This window comes from Sinorhizobium sp. NFACC03 (assembly GCF_900103435.1).
In the GTDB taxonomy this organism is placed as follows: Bacteria; Pseudomonadota; Alphaproteobacteria; order Rhizobiales; family Rhizobiaceae; genus Ensifer.
This window is the reverse complement of the sequence record NZ_FMXF01000001.1, coordinates 99,824-117,256: the sequence shown is the minus strand read 5'-3', so window position 1 is coordinate 117,256 and position 17,433 is coordinate 99,824. Positions and strand designations below refer to the sequence as shown.

The 17,433-nt window shown below is 63.8% G+C and carries 15 protein-coding genes; 6 read left to right on the top strand and 9 right to left on the bottom strand.

What is annotated here, in order from left to right:
- Positions 1-24: 24 nt before the first annotated feature.
- Entirely contained in the window at positions 25-675 is a 651-nt protein-coding gene (locus tag BLU35_RS00550) for a response regulator transcription factor (RefSeq protein WP_093231870.1), read from the bottom strand.
- 81 nt (positions 676-756) lie between these two features.
- Positions 757-1,176, bottom strand: coding sequence for a hypothetical protein (locus tag BLU35_RS00545; protein WP_057248135.1), 420 nt, complete (start codon positions 1,174-1,176; stop codon positions 757-759).
- A 169-nt stretch (positions 1,177-1,345) separates the two neighbouring features.
- Between BLU35_RS00545 and BLU35_RS00540 the strand changes: the two genes are divergently transcribed.
- Both BLU35_RS00540 and BLU35_RS00535 read left to right on the top strand, forming a co-directional pair.
- Positions 1,346-1,693, top strand: a complete 348-nt coding sequence (locus BLU35_RS00540) for a DUF952 domain-containing protein (RefSeq protein ID WP_093231869.1) — start codon at positions 1,346-1,348, stop codon at positions 1,691-1,693.
- A complete protein-coding gene (locus tag BLU35_RS00535; protein WP_093231868.1) occupies positions 1,690-2,775 on the top strand; it encodes a quinone-dependent dihydroorotate dehydrogenase in 1,086 nt (361 codons plus the stop codon). The genes BLU35_RS00540 and BLU35_RS00535 overlap by 4 nt, the downstream gene beginning before the upstream one ends.
- Here the strand turns inward: BLU35_RS00535 and BLU35_RS00530 are convergent.
- The 3 genes from BLU35_RS00530 to BLU35_RS00520 all read right to left on the bottom strand — a co-directional run bounded on the left by BLU35_RS00530 (position 2,751) and on the right by BLU35_RS00520 (position 5,208).
- Positions 2,751-4,106, bottom strand: a complete 1,356-nt coding sequence (locus tag BLU35_RS00530) for an MATE family efflux transporter (protein WP_093231867.1) — start codon at positions 4,104-4,106, stop codon at positions 2,751-2,753. The genes BLU35_RS00535 and BLU35_RS00530 overlap by 25 nt on opposite strands.
- A 329-nt stretch (positions 4,107-4,435) precedes the next feature.
- Positions 4,436-4,939 (bottom strand): CAP domain-containing protein, encoded by a 504-nt coding sequence (locus BLU35_RS00525; RefSeq protein ID WP_093232298.1) that lies wholly within the window; start codon positions 4,937-4,939, stop codon positions 4,436-4,438.
- A gap of 2 nt (positions 4,940-4,941) precedes the next feature.
- Positions 4,942-5,208, bottom strand: a complete 267-nt coding sequence (locus BLU35_RS00520; protein ID WP_093231866.1) for a DUF6460 domain-containing protein — start codon at positions 5,206-5,208, stop codon at positions 4,942-4,944.
- A 162-nt stretch (positions 5,209-5,370) separates the two neighbouring features.
- Here BLU35_RS00520 and BLU35_RS00515 point away from each other — a divergent pair, with 162 nt between their 5' ends.
- The 4 genes from BLU35_RS00515 (at position 5,371) to pdeM (ending at position 10,586) form a co-directional block, all read left to right on the top strand.
- A complete protein-coding gene (locus tag BLU35_RS00515) occupies positions 5,371-6,309 on the top strand; it encodes a class I SAM-dependent methyltransferase (RefSeq protein WP_093231865.1) in 939 nt (312 codons plus the stop codon).
- 106 nt (positions 6,310-6,415) lie between these two features.
- Positions 6,416-7,051: a YitT family protein gene (locus BLU35_RS00510; RefSeq protein ID WP_093231864.1), complete on the top strand. Its 636-nt coding sequence runs from the start codon at positions 6,416-6,418 to the stop codon at positions 7,049-7,051.
- A 175-nt stretch (positions 7,052-7,226) separates the two neighbouring features.
- Positions 7,227-9,773, top strand: coding sequence for a ligase-associated DNA damage response DEXH box helicase (locus tag BLU35_RS00505; protein ID WP_093231863.1), 2,547 nt, complete (start codon positions 7,227-7,229; stop codon positions 9,771-9,773).
- A gap of 87 nt (positions 9,774-9,860) precedes the next feature.
- A complete protein-coding gene (pdeM, locus tag BLU35_RS00500) occupies positions 9,861-10,586 on the top strand; it encodes a ligase-associated DNA damage response endonuclease PdeM (protein WP_057248128.1) in 726 nt (241 codons plus the stop codon).
- Between the two features lie 48 nt (positions 10,587-10,634).
- Here pdeM and BLU35_RS00495 read toward each other — a convergent pair whose 3' ends face one another.
- From BLU35_RS00495 to BLU35_RS00480, 4 genes are all read right to left on the bottom strand, one after another.
- Positions 10,635-10,871, bottom strand: a complete 237-nt coding sequence (locus tag BLU35_RS00495) for an Lrp/AsnC ligand binding domain-containing protein (RefSeq protein WP_034797129.1) — start codon at positions 10,869-10,871, stop codon at positions 10,635-10,637.
- A 200-nt stretch (positions 10,872-11,071) separates the two neighbouring features.
- Positions 11,072-11,872: a TIGR02186 family protein gene (locus BLU35_RS00490; RefSeq protein WP_057248127.1), complete on the bottom strand. Its 801-nt coding sequence runs from the start codon at positions 11,870-11,872 to the stop codon at positions 11,072-11,074.
- Complete coding sequence (locus tag BLU35_RS00485; RefSeq protein WP_057248126.1) at positions 11,872-12,798, bottom strand: sulfite exporter TauE/SafE family protein; 927 nt, start codon at positions 12,796-12,798, stop codon at positions 11,872-11,874. The genes BLU35_RS00490 and BLU35_RS00485 overlap by 1 nt, the downstream gene beginning before the upstream one ends.
- A gap of 339 nt (positions 12,799-13,137) precedes the next feature.
- Complete coding sequence (locus BLU35_RS00480) at positions 13,138-16,959, bottom strand: peptidoglycan-binding protein (protein ID WP_093231861.1); 3,822 nt, start codon at positions 16,957-16,959, stop codon at positions 13,138-13,140.
- Positions 16,960-17,433 lie beyond the last annotated feature (474 nt).

Genomic DNA, 17,433 nt, shown 5'->3' with positions numbered 1-17,433 from the left:
TGCTGCAGTGCTCGATTGACCGCCTCAGGCGGCGGCGACGGTGCCGATCTTCGAAAGCTGGATCACTGCCTGGGTGCGGCTGTCGACATTGAGCTTCAACAGGATCGCCGAGACATGCGCCTTGATGGTCGCCTCGGAGACGCCGAGCTCATAGGCGATCTGCTTGTTGAGCAGGCCTTCGCCCAGCATGCTGAGGACGCGTGATTGTTGCGGCGTCAGCGTCCGGAGCCGCTGGAGCAGATCGGCGACTTCCGGTTCGTATTCCTGCGCCTGGTCATAACCCGCCGGCACGAAGACCTCGCCAGCCATGACCTTCTCGATGCCCTCGCGAATCTCTTCGATACCGGCCGACTTTGAGAGGAAGCCGGACGCGCCGAGGTCGAGCGCGCGGTGGATCGTCGCCGGATCGTCATGGGCGGAAACCACCATGACCGGCAGGCTCGGAAACTCGGCCCGAAGTGCAATCAGGCCGGAAAGGCCGCTGACGCCAGGCATGGTCAGGTCCAGAAGAAGGAGATCGGCATCCGGGTAATCGGCTGCAGTCTTGCGCGCGGCGGCGAAATCAGCTGCCTCGACGATGGCGGGCGCGCCGTCCATCCCGCTCAGGGCCTGGCGCATGGCGCCACGAAACAGCGGGTGATCGTCCGCGATGATGATGGTCATGTCCGGCGTCATGTCGCTCCCTCCCAAGAGCCCGGTCTGCGACCTGCGCGCCTCCACGCGCCGATCCGCATCCCGCATGGCCGTTCCGGCGTCTCAGGTCTTCTGCGGCTCCGTCGCGGGGTCGCTGCCTTCGAGATCCTTCACGATATCCATGAACTTACGCATCATTCTTTCCATGATGCCCATTGTCCGGTCAATCTCTTCGTCGGTCGGAAGGTTCGGTTTCGCGACGCTTTCACCGGATTTAACGGCCTTTTCCAAGGTCTCTACCCGTTTGGTCAAAAGCTCGATCTCCAGCTCGAGCGCGGAGCGTTCGTCGGCTGCCATGCGGCAGACGAGCTCGCCGCTCCTTTCCTGGCAGAGCGACACTTCGCCGGTTTGCGTGTCGAGCCGGGCAATGCCGGTCTCGGATTTCTGCATGCTGTAGCGGCCGGGCGCCGGATCCTGCGCCGAGGCGATGCCGGCGAATGCCAGGCCGGCTCCGATCAGAAGTGCGACTGTAGCTTTTCTCATGACGTCCTCTCCGTTGCGGTCCTTGCCAGATGACGCCCGGCACATGAACGGGAAGAGCGAAATCGATCTTCACCAAGGATTATGCGCGAATCGACGTCCTTCTGCGATGGACAATCGCTGATATTTGCGGCAAGGCCACGACAGAAGATTACGGGGGCAGACGGGCACAATGGGTTCCATCATCTACAAGATCGTTCCGGCCTCGCTGTGGCAGGAAGCCAAGCTCAGCGGACGCTTCGACGGCGCACCCGTCGACCTTGCTGACGGCTTCATCCATTTCTCCACCGCCGAACAGGCCGTGGAGACGGCAGCGCGGCATTTCGAGGGACAGGAAGGCCTGCTTTTGGTCGCTGTCGACGGCGACGCGCTCGGCGTGGAACTGGTCTACGAACCCTCGCGCGGCGGCGCCCTCTTCCCGCATCTCTATGCACCCCTCTTCCTCTCCGCCGTGGTCTGGGAAAAGCCCCTGCCGCTTGGCGCCGATGGCTCGCATATCTTCCCGGAACTTGACGCATGAATCCGCTTACCAATCTCGCCCGCCGCGGCCTCTTCCTGTTCGATCCTGAGGCCGCGCACGGCCTGTCGATCAAGGCGCTGAAGACCGGGCTCGTGCCCAGCTGTCCTTCCAAGGCCGACAAGCGTCTTTCCCAGACGGTCGCCGGCATCGAGTTCCCAAACCCGATCGGCATGGCGGCCGGCTATGACAAGAACGCCGAGGTGCCGGAAGCGCTCCTGAAGATCGGTTTTGGTTTCACCGAAATCGGCACCGTCACGCCGAAACCGCAGTCCGGCAACGACAAGCCGCGCATTTTCCGGCTGGTCGAGGACGAGGCCGTCATCAATCGCCTCGGCTTCAACAACGAGGGTCATGGCGCGGCGCTGGCGCGGCTCAAGGCCTGCTCGCGCGCTGCGCTGATCGGCGTCAATATCGGCGCCAACAAGGACAGTGCCGACCGCGTTGCCGACTATGTGAACGGCATTCACGCCTTCTATTCGGTCGCCCGTTATTTCACCGCCAACATCTCCTCGCCGAACACGCCGGGCCTGCGCGACCTGCAGGCGCGCGCGAGCCTCGCCACTCTGCTGTCCGCCGTGCTCGCCGCTCGCGACGAGGAAGCCCGCCGTAGCAACCGGTACGTTCCGGTGTTCCTCAAGATCGCGCCCGATCTGACGGAAGAGGGCATGGACGACATCGCAGCCGAAGTTCTCGCCCACAATCTCGACGGCCTGATCGTCTCCAACACGACGCTTTCGCGCGAAGGCTTGAAGGACCAGAACCAGGCGAAGGAAGCTGGCGGCCTCTCCGGCAAGCCGCTCTTCGAGAAGTCGACGGCGGTGCTTGCCCGCATGCGCAAGCGCGTCGGACCAAATCTGCCGATCATCGGTGTCGGTGGCGTCAGTTCGGCCGAGACCGCGGCAGAAAAAATCCGCGCCGGCGCCGATCTGGTCCAGCTCTATTCCTGCATGGTCTATGAAGGCCCTGCGCTCCCCGGCCGCATCGTGCGTGGCCTTTCCGATCTCTGCGACCGTGAGCGGATCAGCTCGATCCGCGATATCAGAGACAGCCGCCTCGACTACTGGGCCGGCCGGAAGGTCTGACGCGCCTTCGCGGAAATTCTCGAAAGCAGGAACAGGCCGCGCAGCAACAGGAAGAGGTTGAGGCCGGCCCAAAGCCCGTGATTGCCGAAGACGGGCACGAGCACAGCCAGCGCCGCCGCGTAGCCGACAAAGGCCGCGACCATCATGTTGCGCATCTCGCGCGACCAGGTGGCGCCGATGAAGACGCCATCCATCAGGAAGGCGAGTGCGCCGGTGGTCGCAGTGACAGCCGCCCAGGGCAGATACTCGTAAGCGGCCGCGCGGACATCGGCCGCCGTCGTCAACAGATTGATGAGCCGATCGCCGAAAAGCAGGAGGACGATGGTGGTGACCAAGGCGAGCCCCAGCGACCAGGCGGCCGTCAGGCGTAGCGCGCGATCGAAGGCTGGGCGGTAGCAGGCACCGATCGAACGGCCGATCAATTGCTCGGCGGCGTTGGCGAGGCCGTCGAGATAGTAGCCGGCGACCAGGAAGATCGTCATCAACACCGCGTTTGCCGCAAGCGTCACCGGCCCAAAGGCCGTGCCGATGCGCGTCATCAGCGTGAAGGCAGCGAGCAGCACGAAGGAGCGGATCATGATGTCGCGGTTGAGGCCGAAGAGCGGCTTCAATCGTTCGCGATCGAAGATCAGCGCCCAGCTCGGCGCATCCTTGCGGTCGAAACGGCCATAGACGATCGCAAAGCCGGCAAGCGCCCCGATCACCTCGCCGGTGACGGTGGCAAGCGCGACCCCCATCACGCCCCAGCCAAGGACTAGACCGAGCAGGATCGACAGCACAATGTTGATGCCATTGATCAGCGTCTGCAGCATCAGACCGATGGTGCCTTCGCCGCGGCCAAGCACGAAGCCGAGGATGGCGTAGTTCGCAAGGGCTGCCGGTGCCGAAATGATACGACAGAGAAAGTAGGTGCTGGTGACGGCCGCCACCTCCGGCTCAGGTCCCATCAGCCAGAGGCCGCCGGATAGCAGAAGAGGCGAAATGAGAACGCTGACCGTGCCGCAGACAAGCGCGATCGTAAGCGACCGCCAGAACACCGCCTGCTGCTCACGTCTGTCACCACGGCCATAGGCCTGAGCAACGAGGCCGGTCGTGCCGGCGCGCAGGAAATTGAAGGTGGTAAAGATCAGGTCGAATATGATGGCGCCGATCGCGAGCCCCGCGAGCAGCGTCGCCTGCCCCATGCGGCCGATAACAGCCGTATCAACCAGACCCAGCAAGGGCGTCGTCAGGAAGCCGAGCGTCATCGGCAGCGCAATCGCCAGGATCAGCCGATGGGTGACGTGAAAGGCGCCGGCGGGATCGTTCGGCGAGGCGGGAGAGGCGGTCATCGAACGGTCCGGGCGTTATAGGTGAGTGACGACCGTTTTAGGGAAAGTGCATGGGAGGATGCAAGGGACCATGCGCTGTTCAGCGGCGATGAGTGCGTATCTAAGTCTGTGCCTGCCAAAGCCCTCACCCTGGCCCTCTCCCCGCAGGCGGGGAGAGGGGACGCGCGCAAGCTGAAGCGCCACATCCTGAGCTACCGTCGGCGACAGCTTCAAGCATGGAAATTGCGGGTACGAGCGGGGGCGGCAAGCTGCCTTCTCCCCGCCTGCGGGGAAGGTCCCGGCAGGGGGATGAGGGGCAAAGGTCTAAAGGGATCGGCTGCTAAGCCGGATCAGGCCGACAGCACCATCGCCCAGAACGGGCGATTGTTGGAGGCGGCGTTCTGAGCGACGGCAACGCCGAGGCCGCGATAGTTACCGAGCATGTTTTCCAGATGCTTGGGCGACTTGTACCAGGCATCATAGGCGCGTTCGGCGTCGTCCTGGCCCATGGCGATGTTTTCGGCTGCCGGAAGCGTCACGCCCTGGCCCTTCATGCGGTCGTAGAAACTGTCGTTCCAGCCGATCAGATGCTGCATCTTGCCGACCTTGGCCATTCGGGCGGCCTGGTTCATCGCGGCGACCGAGGCCGCGTGGTCCGCCACAAGCTGGGTCAGCCCCTTGCCCTTGCGCAGCTTGTTGACGTAGCCGAGGCTCGCCTCGGTCTGGTCGCTGCCAGTGCCGCTTTCAGGCGTCAGCAGTTGGGACGTCGTGCAACCGGCAAGCGCGCCGAGCGAGAGGATGGCGGTTGCACGCAGCAGGCCGCGGCGTTCGATCAAGAGAAACCGGTCGTGCATCATCAGCGCCGGTAGCTCATAACACGCAGGATCACGAAGGCCGGAACGACGATCGCCGCACCGAGCAGCAGATAGTCGCCCACCCGGCCAAGTGCGGCAAAGCCGGTGTACCAGAGGTCGAGCAGGAAGTTGCGGACCGCGAAGTAGATATCGGTCGGATACCAGCCGAACATCGTCATGACGAAGCCGACGAGGATCGACACCACGACGAGCTTGACCAGCACGCGCAGCGGCGAGTCACCCAAAAATCTGTTCATTCCGTCCGACATCCGCGAACTTCTCCTGTTTGTCTTCACATAAGCCGCGATCGGCAGCGTCGCAAGTCGGCCAGACCTTGCACAGCGCCCAAGCGCTCGGTTTCAGCCAGATTCCGCTTGTGTTTTGCAGCATCCGGCGTCAGAAGCGCTGATCGCAACCGATATCTCACATTGATGACGCTCAACCAGCTCTCCTCCGGCGACCTGATCGCCGACCGCCGCGCCGACTACGCAAAAATGCTTGCCGAGGGCGGCGAGCCCGGAAGCGCTGCCGAACTCATGGCACAGGCGCTGGAACGGGCGCCGGACTGGGCAGCCGGCTGGTTTCGGCTCGCGGACTATGAGGAAAAATCGGGCCGGAAAGAGGCGGCGATCGACGCGCTCAGAAAAACCCTGGCGCTGAGCCCGCGGGACATCTTCGGCGCCGGCCTGAAGCTGGCGCTTCTCGGTGCCGCCGCGGTGCCCGAACAGCCGCCGAGCCTCTATGTCGAGCGCCTGTTCGACGACTATGCCGATCGCTTCGACCAGGCGCTGGTGGAAAAGCTCGGCTACACGGTGCCGCAAAAGCTCGCGGCGCTGATCCAAAGCCACACCGGGGGCCTCATCTTCGAGCATGTGACGGATCTCGGCTGCGGCACCGGCCTCTTCGGCGAGCGCATCCGGGATCAGGCGCAATTCCTTGAAGGTTTCGACATCTCCATCAACATGCTCGCCAAGGCCGAGGCGAAATCCACCTACGATCGGCTGGCACGCGCCGATCTTTCGCTTCCGCCGGAAGCTTCCGGCATCTTCGGCAACTTCGCGTCCGCCCGCGCCGATCTCGTCAGCGCCGCCGATGTGCTCATGTATCTCGGCAATCTCGACAGCGTCTTCGACATCACGCTCCGACTGCTGGCCGCCGATGGCTACTTCGCCTTTTCCGTCGAGGATGCGGGCGATGGCGTGGATTTTCTGCTGCGCCCCTCGCTGCGCTACGCCCATAGCGAAGCCTATATTCGCGGCCTCTGCACGGCGCACGGGCTGAAGCTGCTGGCCATCGAGCGTACCGTCATCCGCATGGATGCCGGTGAACCGGTTTTCGGCATCCTGTTTCTGGCGCGCAAGCCTGCATAAAACGCAAGGCAGAGTCGCAAAAATAAGTCAGCATTACTGACATATTTTTCTTGAATATTGTTGTGCGTTGCAGCATTGCTGCGGCCATCGCAATCGAGGTTTTGCCATGGCTCAGATCAGCAGCGTTTTCGGTCTCTGGAACACCAGCCCGACCCGGCATACGGCGGTCGAGGACCTGCAGGGCATCTTCACCGGCAGCCTGATCGCCGCACTCGGCCTCTATTTTCTCGCAAGCGCCGGTCTGCTCACCGGCAGCACAGCGGGCGTCGCCTTCCTGCTGCACTATGCGTTCGGCATCAATTTCGGTCTTGCCTTCTTCCTGCTCAACCTGCCGTTCTTCTACCTGTCGCTGAAGCGGCTCGGCCCCGCCTTCACGGTCAAGACCTTCATCGCCATCGGCCTCACCTCGTTCCTGACCGACATCCAGTCGCGCCTCTTCCAGATCGGCACGATCCAGCCGGCCTGGGCAGCGCTGCTTGGCGGCCTGCTGCTCGGTTATGGCTTGCTCGCGCTCTATCGCCACCGCGCCAGCCTTGGCGGCGTCGGCATTCTCGGCATCTACCTGCAGGAGCGCTTCGGCATTCGCGCCGGCCTCGTGCAGCTTGCGATCGACATGGTCGTGCTCGTCGCCGCCTTTGGGGTGACGACGCCCACGGTGGTCGCCTGGTCGGTGCTCGGCGCGGTCGTGCTCAACCTGTTTGTGGCCATCAACCACCGCGCCGATCGTTACATCGCACTCTAGATCAGTCCAGTCGTCACGCGGAAACGATTGCTCGGCCGTCTCATGCGACCCTTTGCCGGTGCGTCGACCGGATGCGAGGAGCAGAAGCCGACGGCGATCCGGTTTCGAACAGGAGCCAAGGTACCGCCCGGCGGCAGGTCTTCCGGGCTTCTCTTTTGGCAGATTTGATCTACCTTTGTTCTCCGTGAACAGGATCGATTCCAGAGAACCGCAGGGCGATGCCCTGACTTTGCCCGCCCCCTTTCTGCGCTGGTTCGGCGAGAAGGGCTGGCGGCCGCGCGCCCACCAGCTCGAGCTCCTGGCACGCGCCGAAGCCGGGGAAAGCACGCTGCTGATCGCACCGACAGGTGCCGGCAAGACGCTTGCCGGCTTTCTGCCGTCGCTGGTCGACCTCACCCGCCGCGGCAAGATCCCGCCCGGCTCGGCCTTCGTCGGCATCCATACGCTCTACATCTCGCCTTTGAAGGCGCTCGCGGTCGATATCGAGCGCAACCTGATGAAACCGGTCGGCGAGATGGGATTGCCGGTGCGCGTCGAAAACCGCACCGGCGACACGCCGACCGCCAAGCGCCAGCGGCAGAAGCTCAATCCGCCGGACATATTGCTGACGACGCCGGAGCAGCTGGCGCTGCTGCTTGCCAATGGTGAGGCGACGCGCTTCTTCAAGGACCTGCGCTACGTCGTCTTCGACGAGTTGCACTCGCTGGTCACCTCGAAGCGCGGCCATCTCCTCTCCCTCGGCCTGGCGCGGCTTCGCCGCCTCGCACCGCGGCTGCAGACGATCGGGCTCTCGGCGACGGTTTCCGATCCCATGGACCTGCAGCGCTGGCTGGCGCCACAGGTGCCGGACGCAAACAACCATTCCGGCCTCGTCCAGGTCCAGGGTGGCGCCAAGCCGCAAATCTCCATTCTCAAGACGGAAGAGCACGTGCCCTGGGCGGGGCACTCGGCGCGCTACGCCATTGCCGATGTCTACGCCGCGATCAAGGAGCACGGCACCACCCTGCTCTTCGTCAACACTCGCAGCCAGGCGGAGCTGCTCTTCCAGGAACTCTGGACGATCAACGACGACAATCTGCCGATCGCGCTGCATCACGGTTCGCTCGATGTCGCCCAGCGCCGCAAGGTCGAGGCGGCGATGGCCGAGAACCGGCTGCGCGCCGTCGTCGCCACATCGACGCTCGACCTCGGCATCGACTGGGGCGACGTCGATCTCGTCGTGCATGTCGGTGCGCCGAAAGGCGCGAGCCGCCTCGCCCAGCGCATCGGCCGCGCCAACCACCGTATGGACGAACCCTCGAAGGCGATCCTGGTGCCGGCCAACCGCTTCGAGGTGATGGAATGCCAGGCGGCGCTCGACGCCAACTATATCGGCGCGCAGGACACGCCGCCGGTCGGCAAGGGCGCGCTCGACGTGCTCGCCCAGCACGTGCTCGGCATGGCCTGTGCCGCGCCTTTCGACCCGCTGTCGCTTTACGACGAGATCACCAGTGCCTCGCCCTACACGACGCTCGCCTGGGAGACCTTCGAGCGGGTGATCGATTTTGTGGCAACAGGCGGCTACGCGCTGAAAACCTATGAACGCTATGCCCGGATCCGCAAGACCAAGGACGGGCTCTACCGCGTCTCCAATCCGCTGGTAGCGCAACAATACCGCCTGAACGTCGGCACCATCGTCGAGTCGCCGATGCTGAACGTGCGCATGGTCAAGCGCAACCAGCGCGGCTCGCTCGGCCGCGGCGGCATGCCGCTCGGCAAGGTCGAGGAGTATTTCCTCGAAATGCTGTCCCAGGGCGACACCTTCATGTTCTCCGGCAAGGTGCTGCGCTTCGAGGGCATCCGCGAAAACGAATGTCTCGTCAGCCAGGCCTTTACCTTCGATCCGAAGGTGCCGAGCTATGCCGGCGGCAAGTTTCCGCTCTCGACCTACCTGGCCGAGCAGGTTCGCAGGATGATCGCCGATCCGGCGCGCCGGGCGGCACTACCGGAACAGGTGCGCGACTGGCTCTCGCTACAGAAGGACGTCTCGATGCTGCCGCGCGAGGACGAGCTTCTGATCGAGACCTTCCCGCGCGGCAGCCGCCACTACATGGTCATCTACGCCTTCGAAGGACGACTGACGCACCAGACGCTCGGCATGCTTTTGACCCGCAGGCTCGACCGCGCCGGCTTGAAGCCGCTCGGCTTCGTCGCGACGGATTACTCGCTGGCGGTCTGGGCGCTCGACGACCTCGGCGCCACCTTCAAGCTCAAGCGCGGCGCGCTTGCCGAGCTGTTCGCCGAAGACATGCTCGGCGATGACCTCGAAGCCTGGCTGAACGAGTCCTTTCTTCTGAAACGCACCTTCCGCAACTGCGCCGTCATCGCCGGCCTCATCGACCAGCGTCACCCCGGCAAGGAGAAGACCGGTCGGCAGGTGACGGTCTCGGCCGACCTCATATACGACGTATTGCACGCGCACGAGCCGGATCACCTGCTGCTCGAAGCGACCCGCAACGATGCGGCAACGGGGCTTTTGGACATCGCTCGGCTCGGGGATATGCTGAAGCGAATCAAGGGCCACATCACCCACAGGCGTCTCGACCGGATCTCGCCGCTGGCGGTGCCTGTGATGCTGGAGATCGGCAAGGAAATGATCCAGGGCGAAGCGCAGGACTTCCTGCTTTCGGAGGCCGCCGACGACTTGATCCACGAGGCGATGGGTGGTCTGGATGTGGATTGATAGGAAAATGGCTTTGAGAACGAGCAGTCTAACGAATTGGGCCGGTCACTTCCGTCTCGACAGTCAGTCGCGTGCGGGATCGTGACCATGCACCGCCTCGCCCACGCCCTATCAGCTCAGACGACTGCCCCCCTCCTCCACGCCCAGACGATCGTGAACGGCGTCGTCGCGATCTGCGATCCGCTCGGCAGTCTCTACCTGCCCGAGACCGGCACGCTCGTGGTTTCCGACCTGCATCTGGAAAAGGGTTCGGCGTTCGCCCGCCGCGGCATGCTTTTGCCGCCCTATGACACGCTTGCGACGCTGCGCGTGCTGGAGGCGGCGATCGTGCGCCACGACCCGAAACTCGTCATCAGCCTCGGCGACAATTTTCACGATCGTGTCGGTTCGGCCGTGATGCCGGACGCCTTCCGGCACATGATCGCGGCGATGGCGCTCGGGCGCGAGTGGGTCTGGATCAACGGCAATCACGATCCGGATGGCGCCTTCGGGCTCCCGGGCGCCTCGATGGACGAGCTCAACCATGCGGGTCTTGCCTTCCGGCACGAGCCCAAGCGCGGCGATGCCGTTGGCGAGATCGCCGGGCATCTGCATCCGGCGGCAACGGTGGTGAGACGCGAAAGGGCCGTGCGCCGCGCCTGCTTTGCGACGGATGGCACGCGCATGTTGATGCCCGCCTTCGGGGTCACGACCGGCGGGCTAGATCTGCGACACCGGGCCATGACCGGCCTCTTCGACCGCAGCAGGCTGGTCGCCCACATGCTCGGTCGCGACCGGATCTATTCGGTCCGGTTTGCCAATCTGATTGCCTGACGCTTGGGGAAGGCGTGCGGTTCCGTCCGCACACCGCCGACCCCGTGATCAGAACGCGTTGAAGGTCAGCGTCGTCAACGAGCGCGAGATACCCGGCACCGTGGCAATGTTGTCGTTGATGAACTTGCCGATGTCCTGGCCTTCCTCGATGTAGACCTTGATGATCAGGTCGTAGTCGCCGCTGGTCGAGTACATTTCCGAAACGATTTCCTTGCGGTAGATCTCGTCAGCGACCTCGTAGGTCTTGCCGGGAGCGCACTGCAACTGGACAAAAATCGGTTTCATCGAGCTTCCTCTGTCTGTGTGGCGTCGCTTGCCGCTACTAGCGCAAGCATCGCCTTCTCGAACTTCAGCGCGCGTTCGGCGCGGCGTGTTCAGATCAACATGTTCGAGATGCCTGGGTATTTTATCCCTACAGCATCCTGCTGCCCTTTCTTTAAACGCACGCTGGGCAAAAGAAAACGCAGGGTAAGCTCCTGGCCCAACTATTCCTTGCGGAAGATCACGCTGGCACCCCAGCCGGTGATGACTGCGAGCAGCACGGCGACGAGACCGTAGAAGAGCGGTTGCTGATGCGCTGCCTGGGTAATGAACTGTTCCAGGCCAGTCTTGACGACACGCAACGGCAGCGCCTTGGCGGCGACGAAGACGCCGTCGCGAAAGAGGTAGGCGCGCACCACGTGGACGCCGTTCGGCACGTTCGCCGGCAGGCGCACCGACGCCTTGAACAGGCTCGCGCTGATAAACTGCACGCCGCCCGGATCGCGCTCGTAGACGCCGCTCGTTTCGCGGATGCGGCGAAAGGCGTTGCGGAACTCGCCGAGATTGCTGCCGTCGCCGACGAAGCCGAGCGGCACCAGCCGCATGTGGTCGACGCCGATGCCCATATTGCCCATCTCGCCGGGCGGCGCGATCGTTTCGATGTCGCGCGTGCTTGACAGCGAATAGGATTCCGGCACCAGCTCGAAGGTCATCGACCGCGTGTTTACCCAGATGCCGAAGACGCGCTCCTTCTTGCGCACCGTCGCATTGTCCTTGGGGCCTTCGAGGGACACGATGATGTTGTACCTGCCCTGGGCCAGCAGTCCCTGGTCGAAACCATCGACGGCGCCGAAGATCGTCAGATCCGCGCCGCGGAAATCCGAGGTGATGGCAATCTCGTCGGTGGAGATGCCGATCTCCAGCTTCTCGGTGAAATCGGCGTTCTCGTCCTGCAGTGCCGCATGGGTCGGAGCGGCGACGGCGAGTGCCAGAAGGGCGAGAGCTGTGCGCGCGAACCGGATCATCAGAAGCCGAGCCCCGCTGATACTACCGAATAGATATCCTTCGGCGGAATGACGAGCTCGATCGCCAGACGAATGCCGACGGCAAGGACGAGCAACGCCAAGAGCGCTCGCAATTGTTCGCCGCGCAGCTTCTGGCCGACGCGCACGCCGTATTGCGCGCCGATGACGCCGGCGATCATCAGGACGAAGGCGAGTACGATATCGACGGTATAGTTGGTCGACGCCTGGACGATGACCGTATAGGCCGAGACGAAGACGATCTGGAACAGCGACGTGCCGACGACGACGTTGGTCGGGATGCGCAGGAGATAGATCATTGCCGGCACCATGATGAAGCCGCCGCCGACGCCCATGATCGAGGTCAGGATACCGATGCAGAAGCCGAGGAAGGCAACCGGAATGACGCTGAGATAGATCTTCGACTTCTTGAAACGCATCTTCAACGGCAGGCCGTGCACCCAATTGTGCTGGCCGGGGCGACGCAGGGTCGTCGCCTCGTTCTTGGCGGCCTTGCGCATGGCGACGATGCTTTCCCAAAGCATCAGACCGCCGACAGTGCCGAGCAGCACGACGTAGAGCAGCGAGATCACCAGATCGAGCTGGCCGAGGCGGCGCAGCAGCGAAAACAGCCAGACGCCGACCGTCGCGCCCACGAGGCCACCGCAGAGCAACACCGTGCCGAGCTTGATATCGATGGTGCCGCGCCGAAAATGCGTGATCGCGCCGGATATCGACGAGGCAACCACCTGGTTGGCGCCGGTCGCCACCGCCACGACAGGCGGAATATTGTAGAAGATCAGGAGCGGCGTGATCAGGAAACCACCGCCAACGCCGAACATGCCGGAAAGAAAGCCGACGGCCGCGCCCATACCGAGAATGATGAGTATGTTCACCGACAACTCTGCGATGGGCAGATAAATCGTCACGCCGGGTCCTCGATATGCCAACGGCCCGCAATGCGGGCAAACCGGTTAGTGTGGCAAGCAATTCACCACGAATGAGGGATTATTCGAAAGGCCGGCACCTCTCCCGAGGGCGAGGCGGCTTCCGTCATGCACTCCTGCAGCGTTGCGCTTCCGCCAGGACATGCCAAGGTCACAACCGGACCTTGATTGCTGCATCAGTTCTTCCCTAGCCTGATTCCGATTAAGGAATTATGCAGCAGGCCCGACATTTCAACCTTTTCAGCCACATGGCAGACGGCTTCGCCACCCGCGACCCGTGTCGCCCGGCTCTGCGGCTTTATTACGGCGCAAGCCCAAGGGTCAGGAATTGCGCTTCAGCAATTCCTTGACCAGCTGCTCGGTGATTTCGCCCGTCGGCTCCTGGCCGACCGACTTCTGGAAGGCCTTGATGGCAGCCACGGTCTTCTTGCCCATCTGGCCGTCGGGCTTGCCGGCGTCGAAGCCGTTGTTGTTCAGGATCGCCTGGATATTGCGGACCGCCTTGGTCATATCGACGCTGGCGGTCTTGTTGGCCGGGCCGACCCAGGCATCCGGAACGTCGACCGTGTTCGCCTTGGCGTCGACCGGCTGCACCTTCCAGGCATCGGCCTTCGCCTTGGCGCTTTCGAGCTGCTCAGGCTTCATCGCCTTGGCAACTTCGTCACGCTTGGCGGCGGCATCCATGTCGCCTTCGCGGGCGGCGGCGGAGAACCATTTGTAGGATTCGGTCAGGTCCTGCGGCACGCCGTTGCCACGCGCATAGAGGACGGCGAGGTTGAACTGGCTATCGCGAATGCCGAGTTCGGCAGCCTTCGCGAACCATTTCGTTGCCTCGGCAAAGTCAGGCGAACTATCGCGGCCACTCGCCAGCATGACCGCGAGGTTGTGCATGGCGCTGGCATTGCCCTGGCCGGCGGCGGCGAGATAGAGCGCCTTCGCCTTGGAGGCGTCACGCGTTAGGCCCATGCCTTTTTCATACATGCTCGCGAGGCGATACTGCGCCGGAACGACGCCGGCGTCGGCGGCGCGCTGATACCACTTGGCGGCTTCCGCCATGTTTTCAGGAACGCTGCGGCCTTCGCTAAAGCGGGCGCCGATTTCGTAGAAGGCAAGCGGGTCGCCGCCCTTGGCGGCCGTCACCAGGGCTGCCGGGCCGAAGCCTTCCGGCAGCACGATCTCGCTCGGTGCGGCCACCGGCGCCAGCGCGGTCGTTGCCGCGCCCTCGGCCGGAGAACTGATAAGGGCCGCACCACTGGCGGGTGCGTTGCCAGCGGGCATCGCCTGGAACTCGGAGGCCGCCGAAGCGGTTTTCGTTTCTGCGACCGGCGCGAGCATCGGTGCCTTCTCTTCGGCCGGTGTCGCAATGGTGGTCGTCGGCACGGCCGTCGCCGGTATCGAGATCGAAGCTTCCGATACCTTCGCCGGGGCTTCAACGGAATCGACCGGTGCTGCGACAGGGATTTCGGATGCTGTGACCGGCGTTTCAGCCGGGGCTACGGCCGCGGTCTGCGGCAGAAGGTCGTCGACGATCTTGTTTTCGCGCGATTCCGGCACCGCCTGCTGCTCGATGATCGCGGCCGGCTCCACCGGTGCGGTCTCCTGCTTCTTCAGCATATTGCTGATCAGCGGATAGGACATGATCGCCAGCAGGACCGCGCCGACGGCCATGAGGATCGGCCGGCGGTGACGGGCAAAAGCGCCGCCGATGCCGGAGGTCTTTCCGCTTTGACCAACCTTGTTCAGGGTGTCGGCCTCTTCAACGGCGAGCTGGGCAGCACGGCGGGCGGCAGCGATGAAGTCCGACTTGTCGCCATCGCCAGGCTGAATACCTGCCTTGTTCATCTGCCCGGCGCGCACGCGTTCCAGGATCTTCTTGACATCGGGAACGCCGGAACCCGGCTCCAGCAGCTGGTTGGCTTCCTCGGGCGCAAGCATTTCGGAGGGATCGATCGACGGAGTCGGCTCGACGACCTGTCGGGACTGCTCCTGCTCGTGCACCGGCTCGGACCGCTTGCCGGAGAAGCGCCGGGTCAGGCCGGCGAGCAGGCCGGTGCGGGCTGCAGCGGCCGGTTCGCGCACATCTTCGACTTCAACGGTCGAGACCTGCTGGTCATGTGCAAAGGCCGTTGCCGGCTCGACGGTCTGGGTGACCACAGCCTGATCTTCCGCCTGCAGCGCGCGGACGTTGCGCTGCAGGTCCTCGTAGCGGTCATCGAGGTCGTTGTCGCCGAAGGGATCGAGTTCCGGCTGCGCGGCCCTCGGCATCTGCGCGGGTTCGCGCAGCACCGGCGTCTCAGCCCGTGCCGACATTGCCGGCTCGCGACTTTCGATGCGCTCCAGCTTGTCGGCGATATGCACGAGGGTCTCGTGCAGCGCCTCGAAGGTGCGCGCCGTGCGCTCCTCGCTGGAGCGGCTGAGGTCCTCGAGCGTGCGAAGGTCTTCGGCAAGCGCCGAGATTGCGGCCAGATCTCCGCCGGAACCCCGCGGAGAGCCGTTCTTGGCATAGGCTTCCATCACCGCTTCGGCCGCCTGGCGAGCGGCCTCGACGATGTATTCGTCGCTGGTCGAGAGGTAGTCCTCGAGCGCGCTCATGCGGTTTTCGAAATCGGCGGGCACCGCGCTCGCAGCGATGTCCGCGCGCGGCTGGCTGACCAGCGTCGACAGATTGGCGATCTGCGCTTCGAGGTTCTGCAGGGCGACACGATCATCGAACGGCGCAGCGTGGGTCTCTTCCAGACGCTGCGCGATGCCGACAAGGCGATCTTCCAGCCGGTCGAAGCGCGGATCGGAGGCCGGTTGAACGCCATGGGCGTCGAGTTCGTCGATCCGGCGTGCCAGATAGTCGAGCCGCTCGGCCAGTGTGTCGTTGACGCTGCCCTGGTCCAGGGCCTCGATCTTGCGCGAAATATCCGACAGATAATCGTTGAGATCCGACTGCGCGGTCCTGTTGCTGCGCTCCATCACCAGCGAAAGCTGGTCGAGACGCTCTTCGAGACGGGCGGCCGCCTTTTCGCCGGCGAGATCTTCGACCCGGGCGGTCAAGGCTTCCAGGCGGGCGCCGAGGCCGGAATCGTTCGGGCGCGACAGGCTGTCGATCTGACGGGATAGGTCGCCAAGCCGGCTTTCCAGCCGGTTGACGAAGCTACCGTCGAGACCCGTCGCCGTGCGACTGTTGGCAGCGATCGCGCGGCTGATTTCATCGAGCCGACCGTCGAGATCCGCAAACTGCGAAACGAGACGGCGGTCATCGGGTTGGATCTGGCGGCCCAGCATTTCGATGGCCTGGGCGACGGCGATCAGTTTGTCCTCAAGCGCGTCGACGGCCGAGCTGCCCTTCAGCGAGCCGATCTGCGACTTGATCTCGTCCAGGCGATAGGCCAGCGCCACCAGCTCGTCGTCGCGGTTCTGATCAAACGCGATCAGCCGATCCTCCACGCCGGTCCAGCGGTTTTCCATGCGGCGCATGCTGTCTTCACGCGCAAGGCCGTCGATCATCGCACGCAGTTCGTCGAAGTCGCCACGCAGCGCGTCGGCCTGGGCGGGCGAGGCCTGGCGGCCGAGCTGCTGGATGCTGTCGGCAAGACGCTGCATGTCGCCGCGCACGTCTTCGGCGAAGCTGTGATCCTGCGCCTGAGCCTTGATGCCGCGAATCTCGGATCTGAGCGAATTCATCTCGCGCGTGAGGCCATCGGTGATGTCGCGCTTCAGGTCCTGGCGCAGACCGACGAGCGCCTCGGCGATATCGTTGACGGCCAAAGACGGGCGCTGTGGCTGGCTGTGCAACGGTTGCAGGCGGGGCTCTTCGGTAAAACGGTCAGGGGCCGGACGTTCGGGAACATAACGTTCCGGTTCGCGCGCCGGCATCCGGTCGCGAAGCGGCGGGCGCTCGCGCGAAGCGCTGAGGCTGCGCTGGCGCTGCATGATTTCGGCGACGGCGTCACGAGGCGTTGCGGGTTCTTTGGCTGGTTCGCGGGCCGGAAGACGTTCGGGAGGCCTTTGCGCCACGTCGCGGGCAGCGCCGCTCATCAGGCCTTCGATCCGCGCCTCAAGTCCTTCGATGGTGCGGTTCAAAGCGTCGAGCGACGGCCGCTCGCTATAGGACTGGCTGCCTGCGCGCTGAGGATTTGATCGCGATCCATTCATGGTGTTCTTCGCCCCTGTCGTCGGCCATCCCGAAAGTCGTCACGGAAGAAAACAGCTTTCCTCACCCCTGTGGCGCTTCCGACGTGGGCAAAGCTACAACGACACGACGCCAGGACCGGTTGCAGCTTTGACCATCTCAACACGCACCTTTCACGAAACGTGGTAAATAAGCCGTTAATCTGCCCAGAATTTTTAACGATTTGGCAGGATCGTACCGTGAGCGCGGGTTGCCGGCGCCCTTTCGGCTCCCCTGGTGCCGCGACGAAACTTCGCAGCCCGCAATTTTTGACGTTTACGCAAACGTCAAAATTTTGTAGCATCCGGCCAACGATGCGAGACCGCCCTGGAGCATGGCGCTTTCCTGTGGAATCACTGGAGGAAAGTTGCTCTAGAATCAAAGAGGATGGCGGCGCATCCGGCATCCTGCAACCGGGCGTCGCCGACGAGGTACGGCGCCCGAAGCACCAAAAGGCG

Bases quoted from the DNA above. Each gene is read 5' to 3' on its own strand.
- BLU35_RS00530 (WP_093231867.1), bottom strand. From the start codon at position 4,106: ATGACCGCCTCTCCCGCCTCGCCGAACGATCCCGCCGGCGCCTTTCAC.
- BLU35_RS00495 (WP_034797129.1), bottom strand. From the start codon at position 10,871: ATGAAACCGATTTTTGTCCAGTTGCAGTGCGCTCCCGGCAAGACCTAC.
- BLU35_RS00525 (WP_093232298.1), bottom strand. From the start codon at position 4,939: ATGCACGACCGGTTTCTCTTGATCGAACGCCGCGGCCTGCTGCGTGCA.
- pdeM (WP_057248128.1), top strand. From the start codon at position 9,861: ATGCACCGCCTCGCCCACGCCCTATCAGCTCAGACGACTGCCCCCCTC.
- BLU35_RS00535 (WP_093231868.1), top strand. From the start codon at position 1,690: ATGAATCCGCTTACCAATCTCGCCCGCCGCGGCCTCTTCCTGTTCGAT.
- BLU35_RS00480 (WP_093231861.1), bottom strand. From the start codon at position 16,959: ATGAATGGATCGCGATCAAATCCTCAGCGCGCAGGCAGCCAGTCCTAT.
- BLU35_RS00515 (WP_093231865.1), top strand. From the start codon at position 5,371: ATGACGCTCAACCAGCTCTCCTCCGGCGACCTGATCGCCGACCGCCGC.
- BLU35_RS00520 (WP_093231866.1), bottom strand. From the start codon at position 5,208: ATGTCGGACGGAATGAACAGATTTTTGGGTGACTCGCCGCTGCGCGTG.
- BLU35_RS00550 (WP_093231870.1), bottom strand. From the start codon at position 675: ATGACGCCGGACATGACCATCATCATCGCGGACGATCACCCGCTGTTT.
- BLU35_RS00540 (WP_093231869.1), top strand. From the start codon at position 1,346: ATGGGTTCCATCATCTACAAGATCGTTCCGGCCTCGCTGTGGCAGGAA.
- BLU35_RS00490 (WP_057248127.1), bottom strand. From the start codon at position 11,872: ATGATCCGGTTCGCGCGCACAGCTCTCGCCCTTCTGGCACTCGCCGTC.
- BLU35_RS00510 (WP_093231864.1), top strand. From the start codon at position 6,416: ATGGCTCAGATCAGCAGCGTTTTCGGTCTCTGGAACACCAGCCCGACC.
- BLU35_RS00545 (WP_057248135.1), bottom strand. From the start codon at position 1,176: ATGAGAAAAGCTACAGTCGCACTTCTGATCGGAGCCGGCCTGGCATTC.